This is a genomic window from Prolixibacter sp. DSM 2831 (genome assembly GCF_056493735.1).
This window is the reverse complement of sequence record NZ_CM151379.1, coordinates 4627152-4653911: the sequence shown is the minus strand read 5'-3', so window position 1 is coordinate 4653911 and position 26760 is coordinate 4627152. Positions and strand designations below refer to the sequence as shown.

At 46.5% G+C, this 26760-nt stretch carries 16 protein-coding genes; 1 reads left to right on the top strand and 15 read right to left on the bottom strand.

Going from position 1 to position 26760, the window contains the following annotated elements:
• The first annotated feature begins 73 nt into the window (after positions 1–73).
• Complete coding sequence (gene hflX / locus AC060N_RS19270) at positions 74–1291, top strand: GTPase HflX (protein ID WP_479525136.1); 1218 nt, start codon at positions 74–76, stop codon at positions 1289–1291.
• Positions 1292–1447: 156 nt separating this feature from the next.
• Here hflX and AC060N_RS19265 read toward each other — a convergent pair whose 3' ends face one another.
• The 15 genes from AC060N_RS19265 to AC060N_RS19195 all read right to left on the bottom strand — a co-directional run bounded on the left by AC060N_RS19265 (position 1448) and on the right by AC060N_RS19195 (position 26719).
• Positions 1448–3118: a glycoside hydrolase family 28 protein gene (locus AC060N_RS19265; protein WP_479525135.1), complete on the bottom strand. Its 1671-nt coding sequence runs from the start codon at positions 3116–3118 to the stop codon at positions 1448–1450.
• Positions 3119–3192: 74 nt separating this feature from the next.
• Positions 3193–4641 carry a GDSL-type esterase/lipase family protein gene (locus tag AC060N_RS19260; protein ID WP_479525134.1) on the bottom strand — a complete coding sequence of 483 codons (1449 nt, stop codon included), beginning with the start codon at positions 4639–4641 and terminating at the stop codon, positions 3193–3195.
• 28 nt (positions 4642–4669) lie between these two features.
• Positions 4670–6379 carry a glycoside hydrolase family 28 protein gene (locus tag AC060N_RS19255; protein WP_479525133.1) on the bottom strand — a complete coding sequence of 570 codons (1710 nt, stop codon included), beginning with the start codon at positions 6377–6379 and terminating at the stop codon, positions 4670–4672.
• A gap of 10 nt (positions 6380–6389) precedes the next feature.
• Positions 6390–7220: a rhamnogalacturonan acetylesterase gene (locus AC060N_RS19250; RefSeq protein WP_479525132.1), complete on the bottom strand. Its 831-nt coding sequence runs from the start codon at positions 7218–7220 to the stop codon at positions 6390–6392.
• 1 nt (position 7221) lies between these two features.
• Positions 7222–8874, bottom strand: a complete 1653-nt coding sequence (locus tag AC060N_RS19245; protein WP_479525131.1) for a glycoside hydrolase family 43 protein — start codon at positions 8872–8874, stop codon at positions 7222–7224.
• Between the two features lie 27 nt (positions 8875–8901).
• Positions 8902–9858, bottom strand: a complete 957-nt coding sequence (locus AC060N_RS19240) for a pectinesterase family protein (protein WP_479525130.1) — start codon at positions 9856–9858, stop codon at positions 8902–8904.
• 14 nt (positions 9859–9872) lie between these two features.
• The gene (locus AC060N_RS19235) at positions 9873–10859 is read right to left on the bottom strand and encodes a pectinesterase family protein (protein ID WP_479525129.1); all 987 of its coding nucleotides are present in this window, start codon (positions 10857–10859) and stop codon (positions 9873–9875) included.
• Positions 10860–10875: 16 nt separating this feature from the next.
• Positions 10876–12570 carry a T9SS type A sorting domain-containing protein gene (locus AC060N_RS19230; protein WP_479525128.1) on the bottom strand — a complete coding sequence of 565 codons (1695 nt, stop codon included), beginning with the start codon at positions 12568–12570 and terminating at the stop codon, positions 10876–10878.
• Positions 12571–12825: 255 nt separating this feature from the next.
• Positions 12826–14433: a DUF5123 domain-containing protein gene (locus tag AC060N_RS19225; RefSeq protein ID WP_479525127.1), complete on the bottom strand. Its 1608-nt coding sequence runs from the start codon at positions 14431–14433 to the stop codon at positions 12826–12828.
• Between the two features lie 13 nt (positions 14434–14446).
• Complete coding sequence (locus AC060N_RS19220) at positions 14447–16240, bottom strand: RagB/SusD family nutrient uptake outer membrane protein (protein WP_106540822.1); 1794 nt, start codon at positions 16238–16240, stop codon at positions 14447–14449.
• Between the two features lie 20 nt (positions 16241–16260).
• A complete protein-coding gene (locus AC060N_RS19215; RefSeq protein WP_479525126.1) occupies positions 16261–19518 on the bottom strand; it encodes a SusC/RagA family TonB-linked outer membrane protein in 3258 nt (1085 codons plus the stop codon).
• A 16-nt stretch (positions 19519–19534) separates the two neighbouring features.
• Entirely contained in the window at positions 19535–20746 is a 1212-nt protein-coding gene (locus AC060N_RS19210) for a glycoside hydrolase family 88/105 protein (RefSeq protein WP_479525125.1), read from the bottom strand.
• A 39-nt stretch (positions 20747–20785) separates the two neighbouring features.
• Complete coding sequence (locus tag AC060N_RS19205; protein WP_255454223.1) at positions 20786–20920, bottom strand: hypothetical protein; 135 nt, start codon at positions 20918–20920, stop codon at positions 20786–20788.
• A gap of 331 nt (positions 20921–21251) precedes the next feature.
• Positions 21252–25256 carry a hybrid sensor histidine kinase/response regulator transcription factor gene (locus AC060N_RS19200; RefSeq protein ID WP_479525124.1) on the bottom strand — a complete coding sequence of 1335 codons (4005 nt, stop codon included), beginning with the start codon at positions 25254–25256 and terminating at the stop codon, positions 21252–21254.
• Between the two features lie 452 nt (positions 25257–25708).
• Positions 25709–26719, bottom strand: a complete 1011-nt coding sequence (locus tag AC060N_RS19195; RefSeq protein WP_479525123.1) for an aspartate-semialdehyde dehydrogenase — start codon at positions 26717–26719, stop codon at positions 25709–25711.
• Positions 26720–26760: the final 41 nt, after the last annotated feature.

The following is a 26760-nucleotide window of genomic DNA, read 5'->3' as shown; positions in this document are numbered from 1 at the left end:
TTTGCAAACAAAATAAAAAGATCCCGGCCGTTGTGCCGGGATTTTTTTTGTCTGAATTATTTACTTTTGCACCATGGCAGAACCCTATATTACAGCACAAGAGAAAGAAAAAGCAGTGCTCGTCGGCCTGATACACTCGAAGCAGGACGAAAGGCAGGCAAAAGAATATCTGGATGAACTGGATTTTCTGGCCGATACAGCCGGCGCAGAAGTTCTGGGACAATTTTTTCAACGCCTGGAGGTGCCCAATCCAGCTACGTTTGTAGGTCCTGGCAAATTGCAGGAGATCATCGACTTCGTGAAAGTTCACGATATCGATGTCGTTATTTTTGATGATGAATTGTCGCCAACCCAGCTGCGAAATATTGAGCGGGCCATCAACCGGAAGATTCTCGATCGTACGAACCTGATTCTGGACATTTTTGCCCGCAGAGCGCAGACAGCGCACGCCAAAACGCAGGTGGAACTGGCGCAATATCAATATATGCTACCCCGGTTGACCCGGATGTGGACTCACCTTGAACGTCAGCGCGGTGGTATCGGGTTACGTGGTCCGGGTGAAACACAGATTGAGACCGACCGTCGTATCATTCTGGACAAGATTGCCCGGCTGAAAGCGCAACTGGAACGTATTGATAAGCAGAAAGCCACACAGCGGAAGAACCGTGGGAAAATGGTTCGTGTGGCGCTGGTGGGGTATACCAATGTAGGAAAATCGACCATCATGAACATGCTCAGCAAATCGGATGTGTTTGCCGAGAACAAACTGTTTGCAACCCTCGATACAACTGTGCGTAAAGTGGTGGTTGGCAATCTGCCGTTCTTGCTGGCCGACACGGTTGGTTTTATCCGGAAGTTACCACACAACCTGGTCGAATCGTTTAAGTCAACATTGGACGAGACCCGTGAAGCCGACATTCTTTTGCATGTAGTCGACATTTCGCATCCCGGTTTTGAAGAGCAAATCGAAGTAGTGGATGAGACACTGGCGGAGATTGGCGCTGCCGATAAGACCAAATTTTATGTTTTCAATAAAATTGATGCCTTTTCTTACGTCGAGAAAGAAGAAGATGATTTGAGTCCGGTTACCCGCGAAAACCTGACATTAGCAGACTGGCAACATTCGTGGATGGCCAAACACCAGGGAGGCTCTATTTTTATTTCCGCCAAGGAGCGGGAAAATGTGGAAGAGTTTAAGAAATTGCTCTATGAAGAAGTAAGGAAAATTCACGTTACCCGTTTTCCGTATAACGATTTTCTCTACGATTACTACCCGGAAGAGGACGAATAGTAGTCAATTCAACAAAAGCATAAAAAAAGAGGATAATCTCACCGGAACAGAATGGGTGAGTTATCCTCATTTTCACTAACTAAAACTAAGCTTAATGCCGTCAGAAATCATGTAAAATTCATGGTCCCTCCGGTCATAGCCGACTCGCTAACTAAACTATTTGAACTGAACTGCTTTCGAAGAAGCGCCGTCCGTCGTTTTCACCAATTCTTTCAGGTTGGGAATCGATGTATTCACGACAGAAATATCTTTTGTGTCACCGGATGTTTCAATGAAAACCTTCGCTGCTTTGGGCATGTAGCCATTGTCGATGGTCACATCTCTGCCATTGGTGATTTTGTAAACGGGTCCTTTCTGAATATCGGTTTTAACATTTTTCAGTGTAATCCGGTCGACGTTGGTCATATCAGCACCATATTTTGCCTTGATCCAAACATTCTCAAGGTGAATATCCTGAAGGGGAGAATGAGGCAATGCCGAAACGTAAATGGACTGTTTGGCACCGAGGCAGTAAACGTTCGAGATGTAATAATTACGGAAAACCGGGATGTCATGCACTGCGAGATCATTGCTGTCGTCACGCTTGGTTCCGGCCGGAACATTCTGGTAAAAGGTATTGAATGAGATGGCGGGACCTTTAATGCCGGTCATGTAAACATCTTTGATGTAGATATTTTCCACGATACCACCTTTCCCTGCGGTGCTTTTCATCCGGATGCCGATGTCGGTTCCAACAAAGTTGCAGTCGTTGACAAACACGTTGCGTACGTTACCGTTGGTATTGCTTCCTACCACAAAACCTCCGTGAGCATGGTAAACATTACAGCCGGCAATCAGAACATTTTCCACATTGTACGTCCCAGATTCCGGGCCGTCACCGCTTGATTTCATACAAATACCATCGTCGCCAACGTTGACGTTACATTGGTAAATCACGACATTCTTGCTGGCGCTGATATCGATTCCGTCGCCGTTTTGCGACCACCAGTCGTTGAAGACATTGGCGTGCCGGATGGTTACGTTTTCGCAATTATTCGGGTAAACCACAAATTTCGGAGAGTTCCTCAGCGTAATGTCTTCGATAAGAAGATTCTTGCACCCCACCAGGTAAACCATGTACGGACGCATGTAATCGCGTGCCGGCAGGTAATCCATCGGGCCGGGTTTATCCACCTTCTTTTTCATTTCTTTCAGGTATTGTTTCCCATTAATGGCTTCCTTGCTTGGCCACCATAGTTTACCATCTTCGCTGACCACTCCGCCCGACTTGACCAGGTCTTTCCACTGGTCATCCGTCATTTTGGCTCTTTTCACCGGGCGCCAGGTTTCGCCGGCTCCGTCGATGATTCCTTTACCGGTGATGGCGATATTTTTCAGCTTATAACCATAAATAGGCGAAGCTGTGACATACCGGCTACTGCTGGCTGATGCTTTCACCATGGGGTATTGCGTATGGTCCGAAGTAAACTGTACCAGAGCTCCGCGTTCCACGTGCAGATTCACGTTGCTTTTCATCTGAATGGGACCGGTAATCCAAAGTCCCGGAGGAACAACCACTTTTCCGCCACCGGCTGCATTACAGGCATTAATGGCAGCGGCAAAAGCCTGTGTGTTGAGGGTTTGTCCGTCGCCAACCGCTCCAAATTCCGTGACATCGAAAATCTTGTTGGGAAACTTGGGAACCGTTACCTCAGGCATAATAAAAGGAGTCTTCTTCATGTAATAATCCAGTGACCGCTCCTTGGCCTGACCATTGACATGGGAAAACAGTACAATGATTACCAAGGCCAAAAGTTTGGTAATGATATTGTTGTGCGTTTTTCTCATCGTTTTGATATTTTCAGGTTAATACTCTTCGTATTGTTTAGCAAAGCATGAAATATGCAACTTTCCGCTTTAATTTATTTTTTTACTTCATCCAACAGGTAATTCACCAGGTTGTGGGCTGCCTTCCTGTTTTCGAACGATTTGGGCAACCGGCTGTTCCCGATGTATTCGTTGTACAGCCAGGGATCGCCAACAGCCAGTACCTTTCCTTTCCCAAAGGTTGTTTCGGCCATTAAAATATCCTTTCCATCGGTTAAAACCGGATGTGAAGACTGACTAACCTTAATTCCGGCGACCTCTTTCATATAAATCTTCTTCACCCCTTTAAACAGCGGATGGTCGGGCAGGTTGGTCTCGGCACCCATTTCCCATTTGTGGTTAATAACCGGATTGAGTGTTTCCGGAATGAAATGAATGCCGAATGCGCCAGCCAGCTGGTTCAAATGTGTGAACTCGCAATTGGGCCCGTCATTGGCCATCAGTAGTAGCACTCCTCCATTTTTCACCCATTTGGTAATCGATTGAATATCTTCTTTCGAGATATAATTCGGATGCGGGTTTTCCGATGTCGTATCCGGATCGACGATGATGTACACATCCAAATAGCCGAGCACAGCAGGAGTCGGAGCCTGACCAATCGTTCTCAGTTCAGCCCCTTTGGCTTTGAAGATATCGCCCAGTTGTGAATATCCACTATTCAACGTATCGGTCCAGGTGTAATGGTACAGTTTGCCGGCTTTGTTGTGCTCGCGATTGAACCAGTTGTCGAGTCCGACTACCGGACGCTGTTCGACCACGTGCTTAGACAATCCCAGCGAAAGCTTCTTCAATGCCTGTGCTGCCAACGACGCGACTGCCTGGGCACCTTTCACTTTCAGGTGTGTATCGTCGTGTCGCCCCTCGGGGTAACGTTTCGTCGGAGGCGTCCAATCATACAGCTCTTTGGCTTTTTCAGGACCCATTGTTTGAATGATCTTCCGCGTCAGCTTCTCCATGTCTATTAGTGGAACATCCAGCTGTTTGGCCACTTTTCGCACAGCTACGGGGTAATCTTTGTGCGTATCGAGTAACTTTCCTTTCGCATCGAATTTTCGGCGCACGATGGGAGTGAGGAGAATCGGTGTCGCTCCTTTTTCCCGGCTTTCGGTAACGAATTTCTTCAGATTATCGGAGTAACTACCAAATGGCACGGTATAACGAGTGCTGTCCTTTATCTTTTCATCGTTGTGTCCAAACTGAATGAAGACGTAATCACCCGGTTTCAGGCTGTCGAGGACGACCTTCCAACGGCCCTCGTCGATGAAACTCTTGGTGCTTCTTCCGTTCCTTGCATGGTTATGGATTTTCACCCCGTCGTCGAAAAACTGGTGCAAAACTTGTCCCCATCCGGTTTCCGGAAATACTTCCGCTTTTTTGTTGGCCATGGTCGAATCGCCGATAGTCCAAAGCTGAATAGTATCCTTCCGGGCAGAATTGCCCATCCAAATCAGGGAGATTAATATGGCTATGATTTTAATGTTCATAACATTCGGTTTTTTCCGGTACGACTGTTTACTCTGCGATTTTCACTTTGGCTGCATCCACATTTTTACCAAGAACATACAAATTGCTTGCCTTGGTTCCGGGAACCAGCTGAATATCCGTTTTTCCTGTTCTTTTGCCGTCGACGGTAATCAGCGGTTTATCAGACGAAGACAATTGCAGGCCGGAGATGGAAACATTTTTCGAGTTATAGAACGACGCAGCCGGGAAGCGGGTTGTTTTCAATTTCAGATTTTTGATCTTCACGTTATCGGCATCCATGCAGAATAAACCATTTTTGGCTTCCATGGTCAGGTTTTCCATCGTCACGTTCTCCAGGTTCATTTCGGGAAGCCCCTGCAGATAAATTGCCTGTTGGGCGCCACGGCAGTTGATATTTTTGATGCTGATATCTTTGAACTGCGGCGTTTCAACCGTCACCTTCGGAATTACTTCATCGATTTTGGATTCGTCCTTTTTGTTCTTCATGATTTCAGAAACCGACATTCCGTTGTAATAGAGGTTGAAAGAGATAGCGTTGCTCGGGATGTCAATCATGTTGATGTTGGAGATGTAGATTTTTTCGACAACACCGCCACGTCCGCGATTACTTTTGAAGCGCAGTCCGGCATCGGTACCAATGAAGGTACAGTCGGAAACGTGCATATTCTTCACACCGCCCGACATTTCGCTACCAACGGTTACGCCACCGTGCCCGTGGAAAACGGTACAGTTCTTCACGATCAGGTTTTCGGTGGGCATGTTGCGTTTCCGTCCGTCGGCATCTTTACCCGATTTGATGCAAATAGCGTCGTCGCCTACATCGAAAGTACAGTTATATACGGCGCTGTTTTTACACGATTCAATATCGATGCCATCGCCGTTTTGTGAATACCAGGGATTGCGTACATCCACATTTCGTACCGTCAGGTTTTCACACATCAGTGGATGAAGGCACCATGCAGGTGAATTCTGGAATACCGGGCCGTCGAGCAATACGTTTTTGCAGCTAACCAGACTAACCATTACCGGACGCAAGAAGTCTCGGATAGATTCGAATTGAGCCATGGTGGTGAAGTCTCTGGGAACATTCATATCACTCAGCTCAGCGCCTTTTTCAAAGCTTTTGGAAGGATACCAGGTTTCTCCGTCTTTGCTGACGATGCCACCCGAAGCGACCAGTTTTTTCCACTGCGAGTTGGTGAGCTTGCTTTTTTTCACCTGGCGCCACGCATCGCCCGAGCCATCGAAAACGCCTTCACCGGTGAAAGCGATGTTTTCCAGGTTTTTCCCATAAATGGGAGACAGGCACCGAACTGTATTGAGGCCTTCGAAACTGGTTTTGATGAGCGGGTACAAGTCTTTGTTATCGCTGAAGATCACCAATGCACCAGTCTCGGCGTGAATGTTGATATTGCTTTTCAACCGAATGGGGCCTGTCAGCCAGATTCCTTCCGGGATAACCACCGTACCGCCACCGTTTTTGGCTACATCGTTAATCGCTTCGGCGAAAGCCTTCGTATTCAATTTCTGACCATCGCCAACGGCTCCAAAATCGGTTATCGAAACCTTGTAATCGGGAAATGTGGGAACCGTAATATGCGGCATCTGGAACTCCAGCCCATCATAAATGTTGTCTGACTCCACCTTGGGTGCTGGTTTTTCGCTACAGGCAAAAAGTCCTGCCAAAACCAGTAGTAAACTCGCTCTCATAAAACCAGCAATCATTCGCTTCTTCATCGTTTTTATCTTAGTTCAGTTTGTTACTATTCAATTGCTTCAGGCCTTCAAATACCATTCGGGCCACCTCTCGTGCTCCGGCCGGCTGAAAATGGGTGTTATCGTGTTGTCCGTCAGGATAGGCTTCATAAACTCCGGCCGGGAGGTTCATGAAATAGTTTTCAGTCACATAATCCTTACCCTTCCGGGAGAAGAAATCCATGGAACGTTGATTCAGGTCAATCAGGTCGACGTGAAGTTCTTTTGCCACCTCTTTCATCGCATCCGGATAACCACCATGAACATTTTCCAGATGCCCGTCAACCCACGGATAATTCCGGGCCACCGGAGTAATCAGAATCGGTGTTCCTCCTTTTTCGCGGGTTTGATTTACGAAGAGGCGCAGGAATTCGGCATAGCCCTGAAGGTTGACATATCGTGCGGGTTTGTTTTTCGAAGCATCGTTATGTCCGAACTGCATCAAAACCAGGTCGCCCGGTTGAATTTGGTTATAGACTTCGCGCCAGCGTCCTTCCTGGAAGAAAGTCCGGGTGCTACGTCCGCCTTTGGCCCGGTCGTCAACCACCACGCTGTCGGCATCAATTAAGTGGTCAACCTGTTTCAGGCTGTCCTTTGCCAGGAAAGGTTGAAAGACCTGTCCCCAGCCGGTAATCGGAAACCGTTTGCCCGGATAATCTTTTTCCAGGGCGTAGTTGGCCACTGTGGAATCACCAATAATCCAAACCTTACAGACTTTTTCCTTTTCCTGCTCTTTCTTTTTCCCGGAACATGCGTTTGTTACCGGTAGCAGCACAAGGAGCAGCAGAAGGATTTCAAATTTCAGTTTTCTTCTTCCTGACATATTATTTCTCAATTTTTTCAATTCGGAACCAGTCGACATCGGCGTTGCCGGCATCGTTTATTTTCCCGTTTCGTAAGGCGAAAAGGCCTACTTTGGCACCAATCCATCTTCCGGGAACGGCATGGAATTTTCCCCCTGCCTCGGTGAATTTCTTACCATCGGCGCTAAAGCTGAAACTACAAACAGCGCCTTCGCGAACTTTTACCCTGAAGTACACCGTTTGGCCAGTAAATTTTTGTTGGAAAATTTCCTTTTCAGGATTCCCTTTCCGGGCATCGTGACAGGTGACCGTTTTCACCAACAGTTGTTTGTTTTCCTGCTCAAGTTTGATGTATTGGTAATCTTCGCCCATAACAACGAGTCCCACTTCTTCACCTTCGAAGCGATTATGGAACGTCAATTTGGTGGTGACCATAAACTCCTCAGCGGGAAATTTCTGCAGCAGCAGATTGGGAACCGACCAGAGATTCACAAAGCCATCCGGTTTGGGAATACAGTTTAACCGATAGAAACCCAGTCTTCCGGAAGGAAAACCCCACGTAACCTGCGGATTGGCATGCCATTGCCACTGAAGTCCCAGCTTCGGTTTGTTGAATTCGTCACTTTCGGGCGGCGTTACGATTGGATAAGTGCGACCAACGTCGGGCTTTCTCCATGTCAGCACCGGTTCGCCAACTCCATCACCATTTTTATCGACGCCAATTACCGGCCAATCGTTCTTCCAGGTCATCGGTTCCAGCAATACATCGCGACCGTAAGCCTCTTTATCCTGAAAATGAAGGAACCAACTTCGTCCGTCGGGAGTTTCCACCCAGGCACCCTGATGAGGCCCGTTGATTGCGGTTGAACCTTGCGCCATTACCATTTTTCGCTCGTAGGGGCCAAATACATTTTTCGAACGCAAAACAATCTGCCAGCCAGTGGGTACACCGCCGGCCGGAGCGAAGATGTAGTAATAGCCGTGGCGTTTATAGAATTTCGGGCCTTCCACTGTCGGATCGTTTTTGTGCCCGTCATAAACCATCACTTCGTTTCCGATTAATCCGGTTCCGTCAGGCTTCATCCGGCTGACCATCAATACACTTTTCACGCCGGCGCGACTTCCCGCGAAAGCGTGAACCAGGTAAGCTTTGCCATCATCGTCCCAAAGAGGAGACGGGTCGATCAGTCCTTTCCCGACTTTGATTAGCAGCGGTTCCGACCAGGGCCCTTTTGGATTTTGGGCTTTGATCATATAAATCCCGTAGTCCGGATCGGGGTAGAAGATGTAGTATTCGCCATCGTGGTAACGGATGCAGGGAGCCCACACGCCGTTGCCATGTTGCGGTTTATCGTAAACATCGAAAGGAGGTTGCTTAGGCAGCGCGTATCCAATCAAATTCCAGTTGACCAAATCCTTTGAATGGAGAATGGGCAGGCCGGGAATACAATTGAACGAGGAAGCTGTCATGTAGAAATCTGTACCAACGCGAATCGCATCCGGGTCGGAATAATCGGCATGCAAGACCGGATTTTTGTAAGTTCCGTCACCATTATCGGCTACCCACACTTTGGACACATAAAGACTTTCGGTCTTTTGTTGAGCCACGGAATGATTGATGTGGCCGGCTATGAGTAACAACCCCAGGAGTAATATTTTATTTCTTTTTTTCATGGTTGATGTCTGGTTCGTAGCCTCCTATCATTTCAGTTTCCAACTGTTCAATCCGAGGATATTTTCCACGGTATATTTCTGCGCCTGTTCATCGGTTAACTGATGCGACCACGAAACGCGTTGCGTTGTATCCGCTCCTGCGCCGGTGTTGTGATACTCGGCGTAGAAAGCCGTTTTGTAACGGTCGGTGTCGTGCCAGTTGCTCCAGCCTTCGGGGCGAATGAAGCCGCCCAGTTGGCAATTCATGAAAACGACGTTGGCATAAGCCCGCCATGGACGGCCCAGGTAAACATGGCCAATACCGGGAACTGCTTTTATTTTGCAATTCATGAAAACATACCCGAATGGATGACCTTTCGGAGTCCGGGCCGCTGTAATGAACGACTGTTTTTTGCACAGGATATTGCAATCCTGAAATACCGCCGTTGACGAACCGAATATGAAATCGGTAGTTCCTTCGATGTGACAGTTTTTGAAATACTGACGGGCGTTATCGCCTGCTGCGTATAGTGTATCCTGGTTGCCGACAATCCGGCAGTTTTTAAACACACATTGATCGCCTTCTACATCAAGAGCCACAGCTTGTCCACGCATACCTTCAGAATTCTCGATAGTGAGATTTTCCATCAGGATGTGGTTGCCCATAATTTTCAGGGTGGAGGACGTGAATGTGTTGATATCGCCTTTTCCGGAATAATCATCCCAGGTAATGATGGTATTTTTAGCGTCTTCACCGATAAAGTGAATATTCTGCTTGTCTGCTGGAACAACGACTTTCTCCTTGTAAATGCCCGCTTTGATATAGATAACTGTTGTTTCTTTCGAAGAAGAAGGCGCTGCGTTGATGGCTTCCTGCACGGTGGTATAATCACCCGAGCCGTCTGCAGCGACAATCATCCGCCTATCGTTGTTTCTGGAGCACGACCAGGCAATTGTACCAAGCACCAAAACAATAATTCCGAATAGTTGTATTTTCTTGTTCATGGTTGTCTCCTTTTTTATCGGTGTTTTTCCTTGAATGGTTGTCCGGGAATCCATCCCCTGAAAATATTCTCCAGCGTGTATTTTTGTCTTTCTTTTGGCGTCAGCTGGTGCGACCACGATACACGCATGTCGGGAGTTGCACCTGCTCCGGTGTTTTTGTATTCCACGTAAGTGACCGTTTTTTTAGCCTCTTTTTTATTCCAGTTGAACCAGCCTTCCGGTTTGATGACATCACTTAGTTTGCACTCGATGAAAGCGGTTTTAGCATAAGGTCTCCAGGGACGCCCCAGATATACAGAATGAGCCGGAGCGCTTCCCGAGATATTGCAGTGCAGGAATACAAATCCGAACGGCGTGTCTTTCATCGTACTGGCCGCCGTTACGTAACCCGGACTTTTGCAAAAGATATGGCAATGATCGAATACAGCGGTCGACCAGCCGAAGATGAAATCCACGGTTCCCTCGATGTAGCAGTTCTTATAGTACTGGCGACTGTTTTCCCCGTAAGGGTAAAGTGTATCCTGAAATCCGAGAAAACGGCAGTGATCGAAAAATATGCGGTCGCCTACAATGCGGACAGCAACCGCTTGCCCCACCGGACCAGCTGTGTTCCGGAAGGTGATATTCTTAGCGGTAAAATCGTTCCCGAAGATGTAAAAGCCGGATGAACCGGTCGTTCCCATTTCCTCACCGAAACGGTTTTTCTTCGATGCATAATCGTCGTATGTGATGATGGTGCTGTCTGCGCTTTCGCCGATAAACGTCACCTTGTTTTTGGAAGCCGGAAGAACCAATTTTTCCTTGTACACACCATTCTCAATGTAGATGGTGGTCGTTTGCTTGCGGAAATCGGGCACTGCATTGATGGCCGCCTGCACCGTTGTGAAATCGCCGTCTCCGTTTTTCGAAACCACAAAATCATAGCTGTCATTTGTCCTGGCGAATGACCATTGACAAACAACGCTGAAGATGGTGAGTATGAGAAGGCTTTTTCGGTTCATATGCTATGTTTTGCTTTCAGTAATTCAATATTTTTCGTGAATAAGCACGGTTTTGATCATCCCAAACCCGCACGATATAGACCCCTTTTGCCAGGGCCGGCAACTGAATGGTCAGTATTTGTTGAGCGGTATTGAATGTCTTGATTAGCGTTCCGGTGACTGAATACAGTTCTACTTTGACAATCGTACGGGTGTGGCGGATATCCAGCGTTTTCGTCCTTTGGTTGTGAACGACCTTCAACGGGTCGATATTTTTTTTTATTTCTCCGACAGCGGTTGCCACGCTTCCTTCGTTTTGCATGATACCGGCCACCAAACTGTTGAGGTAAACTTCCACGTTGGGATATTCACCATCGATGGTTGTTTTCTGTGCATCATTTGGATTATTGGGATCGAGGTTGTTGGCTTTTTCCCACTCGTCGGGCATGCCATCCTCATCAGAGTCAGCAGGCGCAGTGGTGGATTTCAACTCCGGCCATCCTTTAACAGCTGTTTGGGTATCGATAATTCCTCCCGTACTGCCGTTACCTCCATCGTTGTAAGTAGCAGTTCCTGTTCGGGTGTCGTGGACAATGCGTTTGTCGACGGTGTCACGGACCAGCGAGGCTCCGGCGTAGTTCAGTACATTTTCGTACGCCTCCTGTGCGGTGGTCGTTTTTACCGGTTCTACCGAGAATTCGTTTGCCGCTCTCACGTCACTGAGCGTAACATTGGGCGCATAAGTCGTAAATGAAGAATGCAGCGAAACGCCGGTCCAGTTGTTATTGGTTACGTTCGAGCTGTTTTCGACATAGTTGCCGGCGATATAGAAATGACCATACGTACCGGCTGGTTGCTGGTTGGAACCATCGTCAGCGTAGGGTTGCAGTATCCTGAACCGAACAGAAGAGGAAGTAGCTGGTCCCGATTTATAATAGTTGTTCACCATGTTGTAACTACCGCCTTCGCCTGCATAGGCACTGTTGTGTCCCCAATTGTAAATAACATTATTGCGGTAGTCGACCAATTCCTCATCGGGTTGGTTGGTGTACCGGCTTCCGCAGAAACGGGGATTGCGGCTGTCGTGATCGGCCAGCAGGTTGTGGTGAAAGGTGGCTTTCTCTCCACCCCAGATACCTCCATAGCCGTGGGAGCCTTTTTCATGGATGGAATTGCGAAGGCTCTCCGAAATAATGCACCACTGAAGGGTGAAGTTTTGGTTATCGTAAAACGAAACACATTCGTCAGTCGACCAGCTTGCCGAGCAATGGTCGATGATAATATTTTTATGGTTGCGACCGCCCAGAGCGTCGTCTTGCTTCTTGGCAGCATCACCCATGCGGAAACGCATGAAACGGATAATGACATTGTCGGCTTCAACGATTACGGGATAATCGCGCAGACAGATTCCATCACCCGGTGCCGTTTGTCCGGCAATGGTTACATCCGGTTTGGTAATCTTCAGGTCCGATTTTAATTGGATGGTACCTGAAATTTTGAATTCGATGATTCTGGGGCCCGATTGATACAGGGCATAGCGAAGTGTGCCGGGCGCGTAATCATCGCTTAGGCTGGTAACATAAATAACCTGGCCACCCCGTCCTCCGGTGGTGTACTTGCCATAGCCTTCAGCTCCGGGGAAAGCGGACAGATTATTGCTTTGGGCAAATGCCGATACCGTCCATAGTGATATCAGAAAGGATATAAAGATTAGTCGAATCAGTTTTTTCATCGTTTTCATTTGCCTCGTTCCAGTGGTATGACGTTCGTTTTATCGAACTCTTAACATCCGTAACGAATCGAAAAAATAGGGTTGGAAATTCTCGTCAACCTGGTGTCTGGAGCATTCTTTCCTGAAAGCTTACTTTTCCAGGTTTGGTATGAGATTCCGAAGCCCTGCTCAAGAATGCGCAGGAACTTCGGTTTTTATCTCATATCAGAACTAAATTGATTGTTTATTCCGACAGGAATAATTCAATCTATTCTTTTATTGGGCAGGAAGCCAGCGAGGATCACCTACCAGGTTGTCAATTAATGTTTGATTGCTGATGGTAAAGTCACCGTTTGCGGGGTCAGCATAACCCGGATCAACGTTGGTGTATGTGGTTGAATTATCAATCAATACAGTTCCGTCGACAGTGATGTAACCGTCAGCGTTGAAATAATTGTTATAGTTACAAGTGGGCTGCGAAGTAGCTGACTGGTTCGAGTATACTGAACTACCCATATCGGAGAACGAGTTGTACTCGGACGTGATTTGGTTTTGTGACCAACGAACGTAGAACAACCGCTTGGTAGACGACGTGCTGTTCATCACATCGTTCAGCGTACAGTGGCTAAGCACGATTATCGGTAAGTTGGTGCCGTCATCGTAGGTGTTGCCTTTGCTGTCACCATCCATACGGATGAAATCACGGGTATTCAGCGTTGCACAGTAATTAAATGTGCTGTTGGTTACCGTCAGGTGGGCTACGTACGATTTACGGAAGTCGAGGAAGTCACCTCCACTATTGTAAACATTGCTTACCTGGCAGTTATCAATCAGGATAGAATCGGTTTCAAACACACCACTCGATGCAGAAATGAACGATTTGTTGTAGGTATCGACGGTACAGCCTTTAATGATAAGTGAGTTGAGTGTTGCATTTACCAGGTCACTGCTGTACTGAATCGGTTCATCCAGGGTCTGATCCACGCCCGTTGAATCTGTATACGCGCCATTCAGAATTACACTATTCAATTCAACGTCTGCAGCTCCGTTCGTAATCACAAACTGATTGTGCAGTACTGGTGGGTCATACGGGAATACTGCCTTAATTGAGATTGATTTATCGATCGTTATATTTCCAGCCGAAGCGTTGTACTCTCCAGGATAAAGCGCGAGTACATCACCGTCTTTCGCAGCTGCAATCACTTTGCTCAGCGTATCGGTCGGATAAACAGCTGTTGCATTACCTATGTCGACCAGCGTGGTAAACTCAATGTTTCCGCGAACTTTGGTCCCATTGTAAAGAGTGACCGAGTAATGCGTCTGGTCTGATAAACCGGTAATGGTAGCTGCACCGGCTGCTTTTTCCTGGTCGGTTATCGGTCGGTTGATGTCGCCCGGGTTGATAACAAAGTTGGTAACGGCACTTCCGGCTGGCCATCTCAGCGTTACGCTGAGTGCATGGAGGTCGTTGTCAGCCAGTGTTTCGAAGATATTTTCCGGGTCGGTTTTGAAGGTAACCATGGCCCAATGCGATTCAGAGATGCTGTCGCTGATACCTTTCAACCTTGCTGAATAACGGGTATTTCCGTCGAATGTAGCACTAAATGGATTCTGCGCTGGTGTAATGGTATCCGTTCGGATGATGTTATCAAATACCAGGCTGTCTTCGCTGAATTGCACGACATATGCCTGGGCGTCGCCACGCTCGTCCCAGCTTAGCTCAGCGGTTGTCATGTTCCGTATTCTGACCTGAAAATTAAGGGGCGTGAATACCCGATCGAATTTCAGTTGGTCGATTACTGCCGGAATGTTATCCTCGCATGATACGAAGATCATGGAGAACAGTCCGATAATAATTGCTAATGTTATATGCTTGTTTTTCATGAAGTTCAAATTATTAATAACCATAGTCATTAGTTAATTTACCGTTGCTTGCATCAATAAATACCTGCCAGATGGGCCAGAATTGATGCTGGTCAGGATCCTGAGCGTAGATGGATTCCACTTTGCTATCGACCAGATTGGAAGGATCGGCCCAGCTGGTGTGGTAAGCGTAGTCGCCCGACTTGTCTTGAGTTTCGCCTCTGTTCAGACCATACATTTTCAGGGTTACGCCGTCATCAGCATAATCGTAGTAGATTTCAGAAGGAACGTCAGCATATTCGCCGGTTCTTGCCCGAAGGTTATACATTTTTGCTTTCGCCTCGTTCAGTTTGGTATCGAGTAGGTTCCAACGGATAAGCGACTGCTTTCTGATCATTTCGCCGGTGAACTCCAGCTTGTTTTCTTTCACGATAGCGTTAAACATGGCATCCTTGGTGGTCAAACCAGCGATATAGTTATCGACTTCGTCCGTCCATTCACTCTGCGGAAATGCTCTTTCGCGAATCATTTTCAGGTAAGGAGCAGCAGCAGAAGGTCCGTTCAACTCATTGGCTGCTTCGGCGGCCATCAGAATGACTTCAGCGTAACGCATGTAAATTTTGTTCACTCCGTCATCGTTGGTCGAAGTAACACGACGGTTAGTCATCCATTCGTAGCGATATTTACCGAAATACCAGGTATCGATATCAGACAGCTCTTGTTGAGCGATGCCAGTGTTCGGATCAGCCATTCCCCAGTAATAAGGAACACAGGTAACGTCACGACGGGTATCCTGACCATTGTAGTCATAGTACATGTAGGGAAGAGGGCCTGCCTGACCTCCCTTGGGCTGGCCGGTAAACTGGTCAGCACTCTTGTGGCGAACGGCGAAAGTGAAAAGCATACGGCCACGTCCGTCAGCAAAAGGTATTTCCCAAAGTGATTCGTTTCCGGCAGTAATAACATCGTTACAGTTATTCTTGAAAACGGTTTCGAAAGATGGTTGCAGGTGAACGGTTCCACTGTTGATTACATCCTGGCATTCCTGTAACGCCAGTGTGTACATTTTATCAACCGATAAATCGGGATCAGTACTTCTGTGAATACCATCTGGGTATTGTGAATATCCGGAAGCAACCATGCAGAGACGGGCCCGGAAACCTTTTACAAATGCTTTGCTTACGTGTTCCACATCGCTGGTAGCGCTGCTTTCGTTTGGCCAAGCAACCAGTTTCTCAGCTTCGCCGAGGTCGGCAATCAGCTTTTTGTAAATAGAATCACGACTGGTTTTGGGCAAATAAAGCGTAGCTGTGGTGATTGGTTCGAAACGTGCAGGAACGTCACCCCAGGCTTTCAGCAGGTCTGAATAATAGACAGCCCGCAAAGTCAATGCTTCACCGAGCAGTTGTCCCATGTCGTTTCCCGGCTGCGGATCACCGTAGGTTTTAATACCCTTGATACACATGTTTGCCCTTTCGATACCTTCGTACATTTTCGCCCAGGCATTCCTGGTTTTATTCATTTGTGAGTTGGTGGGAGTGGCTGCGTAAACACACAAGTCAGCTTTCCCATCCGGGTATTTTTCCGAAGAATTGTACCATTCAATGTCGGTGTTCATCCCGTACCAGGGCAGAAAACGTCCGCGGTAGGAGTCAGTTTCTCCAAAGTCGATTTTGATACCATCGACAGCTGATTTGGCTAAATCATACGTCGAGAAGATAACCGATTCGTCCAGTGAAGATTTTGTAGGCGCATCGAGGTAGTCCTTGCTACAGGAGGTTACCGCGCCTGCCAAAAATATGGCTATGATATATATTAAGTTTTTCATATTCAATGTCATAAGTCGGATTAAAAATTAAGATTCAAACCAAATACGATTTGCCGGCTTCTCGGATATGCAGAGTAGTCAACACCCGGAGTAAGTGGTGTTTTACGACGGGTTGAAACTTCAGGATCGAAACCGGAATAGTTGGTCAACAGAAGGACGTTATAACCGGTAACGTAAAATCTCAGACTGTTGATGTTAAACCTGTTGGTCAGGTTCGACGGCAGGGTGTAACCCAGAGTAAGAGTGCTCAGACGAAGGAATGAACCATCTTCAACAGCCCAGTCGCTGAATACATATTGGCGCATGTAAGGAGACCACATGGTTGTATTGGCGTTCATTGTTTCCAGTGTTGCCGGGTCGGTCACCAGTCGTCCGGTAGACTTATCGATATTGGTCCAGCGTTTTCCATCAGCCATGATGTCGATCATGTTACGGTACTGGTAACGTTGCGATGCGGTAGTGTACTCAATTTTGTTGGCATTGTAGATGTCATTGCCATAACTCCAGTTGAATACAGCCGAAAGGTCGAAATTGTAAAGACGGCCGTTCAGGGTAAAACCACCGGTGTGTTTCGGATTGGCGTCACCAATAATGGTGCGGTCCTCAGAGTTTACAACGTTATCATTACCTGTGATGTTTTTCAGCTTCATGACACCGGGAGCAAGCGTTCCTACCACCTCAGAGGCATCTACTACACCATCTTTCAGTATCCATTGTCCGGCAGCAGCATCGTATCCCGAGAAGTCGGAAACGGTATAGCGTCCGTCGGAAACATAGCCGTACATTTCACCAACCGAACCACCAACGGCAATCCAGTAATCATTACCAATATCAGTTGAAGCCCAGCCTGATGATTCTCCGAAGTCATCCATTACACCGAGTGATTTGATCTTGTTGCGGTTGAAACTGATGTTGAAGCTGAGGTTCAGTCCGTAGTTTTTCTTGTTAAGAGCTGCCCAGTTCACCGAGAACTCCAAACCTTTGTTCTGGGTTTCCCCCATATTCCGGTACTGGTAATCGTATCCTGTTCCGGCAACGGGGAACCGAATCAGCAGGTCCTTGGTGTTGTTCAGGTATGCTTCGAATGATCCGTTCAAACGGCTATCGAACATAGCAAAGTCCAAACCGATGTTGCGGGTATAAGTTGTTTCCCATTTCAAATCGGGATTCGCCATAGTCTTGGACGGAGACCAATAGGTCGAAACCTGGTCAATCCATGCCGAGTTATGTGATTCGAACGACTGTATTAACTGTCCTGACGGAATGTTGTTGTTTCCGGCAGTACCGTAACTCAATCTCAGTTTCAGATCGCTCAGCCATGATTGGGTACCTTCCATAAATCCTTCCTGGGAAATCCTCCAGGCAAATGCAGCTGACGGGAAATATCCCCAACGATTGGCTTTGGAGAATTTACTGGAACCGTCGGCACGGAAAGTAGCTGATAAAATGTATTTGTTTTTGTAGTCGTAGTTCAGACGACCGAAGAACGAAAGCATTTTATCGTCGGGACTGTAGTAGTTGTCAATCGTATAGGGAGTACCTTGAGTTGTCAGTTTAAATGCCTCTTTTGAGGTAAACTGTTTGGGGTAACCCTGAATAACATTCGTGAGCGTCGCATTTTGTGTTTGAAGCAACTCTTCACCTACCAACACTTTCAGGCTATGGTCTTCGCCAAGAAGTTTCTTGAAGTCATAATTCAGGGTATTGGTATTTCTCAGGCGCTGACGCTTCTCATTTTCGAGCATCGCAGCCGGCTGCCCCTGGTAATCGGATGCCGGGACATTGTACACGTAGTAGGTGGTCAAACCATAGAAACGGTCGCTGGTATAGTCGTAAATGTCCAGTCCTACGTCCGATTTGAACTGCAAGTTGTCGATTGGTTTCCACGAGAAACTACCGGCCATGTTATATTTTTTGCGGTACTGTTTCCGGTCGTTGTCGTTGGTTGCCGTAATCGGATTGATCAGGTAGCTGTAAACGTTATCGTCACTTGCCGAGGAAGCGAGTCCCTGCAGCGGAACCGGAGTATAAACCACACTGTGCTTCAAACGCGAGTCAGCCGACGAAACTTCGTTTTGTTCGTTGGTACCACTACCGTCGATTTTGGTATCCGAGTAACGGAAAGAATACGAAAGGGCAACTTTCTTGTTCGGGTTATGATTTAGTTTCAACGCCAGGTAGTCGCGGTTGAAACCTGAGTTCATCATAATCGCTTTTGTATTTACATGAGCGTAGTTGAATGCATAGTTGAATTTTTCGGAACCTCCGCGAACACTTACGTCATGATGGAACGTCTGTCCGGTGCGACCGAAGATCTGTTTCTGCCAGTTGTTTCCAACTTTTCCCTTATACTGATCGATGTCCTCGTAAGAACCAAAGTACCGGGTGTATGACGCCAGATCATCCGGAGTAGTACCACCGTAACGCAAAACGGCATATTCATACTGCCAGTTCACATAGTCTTCCGGGTTGAGGGTTTTCAGTGTTTTCTCAATTTGACTGAAACCCATGTAAGCGTTATAGGAAACCGAAACCTTACCTTTTTTACCGCTTTTGGTAGTCACGATAATTACACCGTTTGCACCACGGGAACCGTAAATAGCGGTAGAAGAAGCATCTTTTAGTACGTCGATCGACTGGATGTCGGAAGGAGCAATGTCGGAAATGCTGTTTACCGGAAATCCGTCAACGATGAAGAGCGGCGAATTGTCCTGGGTAATGGAACCACCTCCACGCACCCGGATGTTGATCTGAGCATCGGGAGAACCTTCGGTCGAAGTAACCTGTACTCCAGCCAGCTTTCCGCTGATAGCTTCCGCAGCCGTGGTTACCGGAATGTTCTGCAAATCCGAGCCTTGCACAGAAGCAACCGATCCGGTAATGTCTTTCTTTTTCACGGTACCATAACCAATGGCAACAACCTCGTCCAGTTCGGTTGAGCTGGTAGCGAGCTTAATATCAATTACTTTTTTGCCATTCACAGGAACTTCCTGGGTTTTGTAGCCAATGAAAGAAAATTCGAGTGTAGCGTTAGCCGGAACACTCAAAGAGTAGTTACCATTCGGGTCGGTGATGGTACCGTTTGTTGTTCCTTTTACTACAACATTAGCGCCAGGAATACTTTCATGGGATTTAGCATCGGTCACTTTACCTGTAACGGTAATATTCTGGGCGTATGCACCAGAAGCAACCAGTAAAAATAGACCTAACACAAGAATTCCTACGCGGGATATATGCCAGCGCAGGCTTTTCTGTTTTTCTTTTTTAAAGTCTGTCATACTAATAAGAATTGATTTAGTTTTTTATTTCAAGGCATGCAAGAATGAAGGGACCCACGCCTTTGGGATCATTGTCCCGTACAGGTTCCTTTATATAATATTCATAGGTTCCGTCACGATACGGATTGCCACCCAAACCGGCCACTGCACAAACATTGGTCAGGCTAATGGTGCCATCCTGGTTTTCCTTGATGAAATTTTTCAGTATTCCATCAAAGCCTTTTACCGCTACGGCTTTGTACTTTGAATCGATGTAATGTAACCGAATAGCCTTGAGAAGAGTGTAAACAAACATGCAGGATGCTGACGCTTCGAGGTAGTTACCCTTACGGTTCCCCTGGTCAAGCACCTGGTACCAAACGCCTGATTTGGGGTCTTGCCATTTGGCAATTCCTGCTGCTACCTGGTTTAAAATGTCGATGAGTTTATCCCGGTTCGGATAATCTTCCGGAATGAAATCGAGCGCATCGACGAGGGCCATCGAATACCATCCCATTGCCCGTCCCCAGAATTGAGAAGAACAGCCCGTTTTCGGGTTGGCCCAGCGTTGCTCTTTGCTTTCGTCCCAGCCGTGGTAATTCAGTCCGACTTTCGGGTTGTACGTATGTTTATTGACGATGAGGAATTGATTGATGACATCTTCGAAATCTTTTGGCTCATTGAATACTTTCGCAAATTGAGCATAGAACGGGGCTCCCATATACAGCCCGTCGAGCCACATTTGATTGGTGTACCTCTTTTTGTGCCAAAAGCCACCCTCCGGAGTGCGGGGTTGGTCCTTCAATTGGTCACGAAGTATAAAGATGGCTTTCTTGTATTTTTCCTCGTGGGTTTGTTCGTAAAGTGGGAATAAAAACTTACCGGAATTCAGCCGGTCGAGGTTGAAGTCGCTTCGTTTGTAGCCTTTAATGGTACCATCTTCAGCGATAAACTGGTCGGCATAGGATTTCGCATAGTCGAAATACTTCTGGTCGCCGGTCACTTTCCAAAGTTTCATCATCGACGAAGCAATCAATCCGCCGGTGTAGTCCCATTTTCCTTTGGGCTTGAAGTCAACCGAGGCTGCATTGGGAAAGTGCGCGATCTCCGAATCGGCCATGCGAACGGCCATTTGTAGCCCCCGATTGTCAGACGAATTGTCTTTCTTCTTCGAAGGCGCACATTGTGTAATGGTAAGTCCCAGTAAAAACAAGGTCAGAACTTTCCCATTGAACATAGTCAGTTTCATAATGATTCGTTAGTTGATACGCTTATTACTCTCTTCTTTTCAGAAAAGAATATTCACAAGAATGGTTAATGCGATGAGCAGAACAACCAAGATGATGGTGATCCCCCAGGATGATTTTTTCAAATCATGTCGCATTTGATCCATAAAAGTGTTGCCCATTGTTAAGCGTGCCATTTTATCCGATTTCGAAATTAGGAGTAAGTATCTGCTTGATGTGGTTTATTATTCCCAAAGAGGAGGTTGTATATTCTCCCGGCGGGAAATTCTTCCCAAATCAGGGGGATTATTTTCCCACTGATAGAGTGAAAAGCAACTGATTGCATGGGTAATTGGCTAATCCTATGTTTGTTATGGAAGTGTTAGGCTTTGTGAAAAAATCTTACGAAAAGTGAACATTAAAATGGTCTTTTGGATAACCTGTCAGAGAGATTTTGACAGATTTTGTTCATATACGAATGAGGTTACTTATCACTTTTCGTTCTTCTGTCCGGGATATCGTCTCGGGCTAATTGCTAACATCGGATTCATGTTTGTGCTTGAATTCGGTCGCATTCATACCGTACTGTTGCCGGAAGCATTTTCGGAAGTGCGACAAATCTTTAAAGCCGACTGCGTAAGCAATTTCACTAACGGTCATCCCATTCTGCAACAACAGTTGTGAAGCCCGTTTCAGGCGGATGCTGCGAATAAATTCTTTGACGGTCATGTCAGTAAGTGCGTGTAGTTTCCGGTAGAGCTGCATTCGACTAACGCCTACTTCCTGGGCAAACCGTTCGATATCGAGCTCCGCATCCGATATGTTATTTTCAACCGCTTCCACTGCTTTTTGCAGGAATTTCTCATCGGGAGAAGAGATGACGATGTTTCTCGGCTGTAGCGTAATTTCACCCGAGTATTTTTCCTTTAGCGAATTCCTTATCGACAGCATGTTCTCCACTTTGGTTTGCAGAATACCCAAATCGAAAGGTTTAGTGATATAGTCATCTGCTCCGGCCGACAAGCCTTTCATTTCATGCTCTTTGGAATGGAGAGCAGTCAGAAGCAGAACGGGAATATGCGAAGTGCGCTCATCGAATTTTACCTTTTTGCAGAACTCGAAACCGTCCGTGTCGGGCATCAGCACGTCACTAACAATGACGTCCGGAACCGTATCCAGTGTGATTTTCCAGCCTTCCTTACCGTCCTTAGCCTGAATAACCCGGTATCTTTCGGCAAAATGACTTGCGATGAGATTCCGTACATCGGGATTATCCTCGACCACGAGCATAATATTGGAATGAACCGGATCGGGGTTCTGTTCAGGAAGTCCTGCTGTTGATTTTATGGCTGTTTCTCCTTTCGGAGTAATTTCTTCGGTATGTTCAGTTGTCGGAAGTTCTTTTTCATAAGGTATGCGCACGGTAAATTTGCTGCCTTTGCCCGGCTTGCTTACCAGAAATATTTTTCCCTTGTGCAGTTGCACCAGCTCTTTCACGTAAGCCAGACCAATCCCGGTTCCAGTCTGTTCGGCTTTGTCGTTGCTCGACTGAAAGAAGCGATCGAAAATCTTGGCTGCATTAGACTCTGAAATCCCCTGTCCGGTGTCGCGAACCGAGATTTCGATGTATTCCTTATCAGGAGTTTCGTTGGTCAAATCGTCTTCATTGGAATCGAAAACCAACGAAAGATTGACCGTGATTTTGCCTCCTTTGTTCGTGAATTTGAAGGCGTTGGTAAGCAGGTTGTTGAGGATTTTCTCGATCTTGTCAGCATCGAAACGGGCAACTAGTCTTTTTTTCAACGCATTGTAACGCAGGTGGATGTCTTTATCTTCTGCTAATCCGTCGAATGAATGAACAATGTCGGCTACAAACCGGACAATATCTCCCTGTGAAAGTTCCAGCTTGAGGTTGCCCGATTCCAGTTTCCTGAAGTCAAGCAGTTGATTGATGAGCCGGTTCAGTTGATTGGTATTCCGGTACATCACATCCAGGTAGTTTCTCAATTCCTGTTGTGGAACCTTTTCGTTCTTCAACTTCTCCAGCGGTGCCATGATCAACGTCAAAGGCGTACGGATTTCGTGGGAAATATTGGTGAAGAATTTCAGTTTCATGTTATCCAGTTCCCTGATTTTACGCGCCTTCATTCGCTCGATAACCAGCTCGTTCTTAATCTTTTCCCGATAGATAAAAAAGCGGATGAGGAAGTAGATCAACAAACCAATGACTACAAGAATTAAACTGCGGAACCAAACGGTTTTCCAGTAGGGAGGAAGAACTGTCAATTGCAGATTCAGCCGGCTTTCATCGTTTTTCACACCGGGCACCACACGTTTGATGTGCAACGTGTAATCGCTCGGATCTAGGTTGGTGTAAGTGGCGGTCCGGTTTGTACTCGGATCGCTCCAGTTTTTGTCGAACCCTTCCAGGTAGTAACTGTAAAGATTGCTTTTGCTGTTGATATAATTCAGGGCGGCAAATTCCAGTGTAAACACATTCTGGTTATAATGCAGTGTCAGGTGTTTGGTCTCCGAAATGCTCTTCTTCAGAATCGCTTTCTTACCTTTGCCTATTTTTACATTTTTATTGAAAACCTTCAGCGAAGTCAGCACCAGCGGAACATTTTTATCGTCAATTTTCACGTCCGACGGATTAAACATGTTGAAACCGGAAATGCCTCCGAACAACAAGTTCCCATTGGGTGATTTGTACGCTGCTCCGTACGAAAACTGGTTATTAATCAGACCATCTTTAGTGGTGTAGTTATGAAATACACCAGTCTCCGGATTGAATTTGGAAAGACCGTTTGATGTACTGATCCAGAGTTTGTGGTTATTATCCTCCAGAATGCACAAAGCCTGGTTATTGGTCAATCCGTCCTTCACTCCGTAATACCGAATAGGTCCGCTTAAGCGTGAATACTGTGCCAGTCCGCGGTCGAGGGTCGCGAGCCAGCATCGGCCTTTGGAGTCTTCCAGAAAAGCCTGCGTGTTATCACTGAAGCGTTTTATCTTTTTGCTTTCAGGATTATAAATCACCACTTCATCTTCGGTACCCAGCCAGATATTATTGGAAAAATCCATGCTGACCCAGCGAACGAATTTGTTGTACGCCAGCTGCGGATAATGGACAAAGACCTTTCTTTTCGGATCGAACCGGTCGATGCCACTCATGGTTCCTACCCAAATATTTCCTTTGTTGTCGAGTAACAGGGAGAAGACTTTATTGTCCGTCAGGCTTCGTGAATCGGATGGCTCATGCTGGTAATGCTGAATAACTTTTCCGGTTTTTTTATCAAGAACGTCAATTCCGCCTAAGAAAGTACCAATCCATAAATGTCCTTTTTTATCGTCCAGGAAAGCTTTTATACAATTCCGGGAAATGCTTTGCGGGTCTCCCGGTTTTGTCATTAGATAGCTGTATCGCCCGGTTTTGGGATGATAGATATTCACACCACCATCTTCGGTTCCTATCCAGATATTCTTCAATGAGTCCATCCATAAAGCATAGACAATGCCGCTGTTCAGGAATTTATGGCTTTTGTCGGAAGGGTGGGCACTAAAATTCCGGAATACCTGTTTGCTTTTCGCCAGCAGGTTGAGGCCGCCACGTGTGCCAATCCAGGTTTCACCTCGTTTATCGTTGAATATATCCAGAACGGAGTTGTTGATCAGACTTGTATATTCCCGGTCGTCGTGGCGGTAAAATGCTTTGGTTCCGTTTCTCTTGTTGTAAACATAAATTCCCCCCCGGGTTCCGATCCAGTAGTTGCCAAAAGCGTCGACAGAAATGGCTCGTACAGTTTCCGTCCGCTCGTACGCCGGCTTCAACTCCAACGGCTTGATGGCCCATGTTTTGGGATCGACAATGAAGGCACCGTTGGAGTAAGTTCCAATCCACATCGTTCCGTCTTTGTCGCGGAATATTTCCCAAATTTCGTCTGTGTTGCCTTTTGTCAGCGGCAGCTTCAGCGGTGTAATGGTGTGGTTCTGCGGGTTGACAATGAACACACCTTTATTGGTTCCCGCCCAAATGTTCCCGTCCTGATCGAACTGAATAATCCTGACGTGTTCACCTGTCAGGTTATACATTTTACCCTTGGTTTTCCAATTTAGGGCACTCAGATGACCATCCTTACCAATAGTATAAATGTTGTTGTTTGTTCCGAGCCAAAGGTTTCCGTCTTTGTCTTCCTGAATATCATTGATGGAAACATCTCTTCCCTTAAAGAGCGGATTGTTCTCGTACGGATGATAGAAGCATTCCTTCTGTCGGTCGAAATAGTTTAATCCCCCGTTTTCGGTACCTACCCAAAGATTCCCTTTCTTATCCTCGAAAATGGCGCGTACCAGAATTCCTTTCAAGCTTAAACTATCGGAGTGTGCATGCTGATAATTAGTAAACTCATAGCCATCGAAACGACTTAGTCCCTGACTGGTACCAAACCACATCCAACCTTCGTGGTCCTGGTAAATGATTTGAATATGATTATCGGGCAGACCATCTTCCTGTGAGAAATAGTCAAAACTCATTTCATTTTGCACGGCAAATGCCGGGACAGTATGTCCAAAGAATATGAATCCTAAGGATAGGAGTAAGAGTGCAAGCGATTTCATTTCCATCTTTCGAGAATAGGTGTCTCCTTCACCAATCAATCGTAACTGCTTACAAGGTTTATTTTGATTTAGCGAGGATGAAAATATCAATAATTATCAAGAATATAAAAATGGGTGACGGTACAATTGCTCTATTATCAAAGATGTTGTGTTGGCATGTATTGTTTTAAGAGGGATATTGGTTCTTAAATATACTTTGGTTTTCGTTTTTAGTAAAATAATGAAAGCTATCAGTGACAAAATCAGATATCCGGGGATTATAATTTGGAAGAAGAAAAAATTAGGAGTGAAGTAAAAGGTGGTCCTAAAATGAAAAAAGCCACCTCAGGAGAAGTGGCTTCAATATCTGTTTACTTTAATTTCTATCGTTATTTAACAATGCCTTCTTTGACCAGGTATTCAGCAATTTGTACGGCATTCAATGCGGCACCCTTTAAAATCTGGTCGGAAACCGTCCAGAAGGTGAGGCCTTTCGGGTTGCTGATATCCTTCCGGATACGGCCCACAAATACTTCGTCTTTTCCCGAAAGGTACAGAGGCATCGGGTATTTCTTCTCAGCCGGATTGTCGATAACAACAATACCTTCAGCTTCTTCGAAGGCTCTGTGTGCGGCGTCAACCGAAATCTCCTGTTCGGTTTCTACCCAGATCGCTTCGGAGTGAGAGCGCATAACCGGCACACGAACAGCAGTGGCACTCACCTGCACGTCGGAGTGCATAATCTTCCGCGTTTCGTTGTACATCTTCATCTCTTCCTTGGTGTAGTCATTATCGAGGAAAACGTCGATGTGTGGAATCACGTTGTTAACCAACTGGTACTGGAATTTCTCCACCGTTGGATCCTGGTTATTGGCCACCTCTTTGGTCTGCTCTTCCAGTTCGGCCATGCCCGATGCACCTGCACCACTGGCACTCTGGTAAGTGGCAATATGAACCCGGGTTATATGCGACAGTTTCTCAATTGCTTTCAGCGCTACCACCATCTGGATGGTTGTACAGTTCGGGTTGGCGATAATCCGGCGAGGCATATTTTTACAATCTTCCGGATTTACTTCCGGAACGACTAACGGTACGTCAATATCCATGCGGAACGCGCTGGAATTGTCAATCATCACCGTTCCGTGCTTGGTAATCGTTTCTTCGAAAGCCTTGGAAGTGCTGGCTCCGGCAGATGTAAGCGCAATATCGATGTCTTTAAAATCGTCACCTTCTTTCAGTTCCTTTACCACCAGCTGCTTGCCCTTAAACTCATAGGTCCGGCCTGCACTCCGGGCAGAGCCAAATAACACCAGTTCATCCATCGGAAAATTCCGCTCGGCAAGTACTCGAAGGAACTCCTGTCCAACAGCACCACTAACACCAACAATTGCTACTTTCATAATACTACTGAATTTACTAACTTGAATATAACATTGTCTGA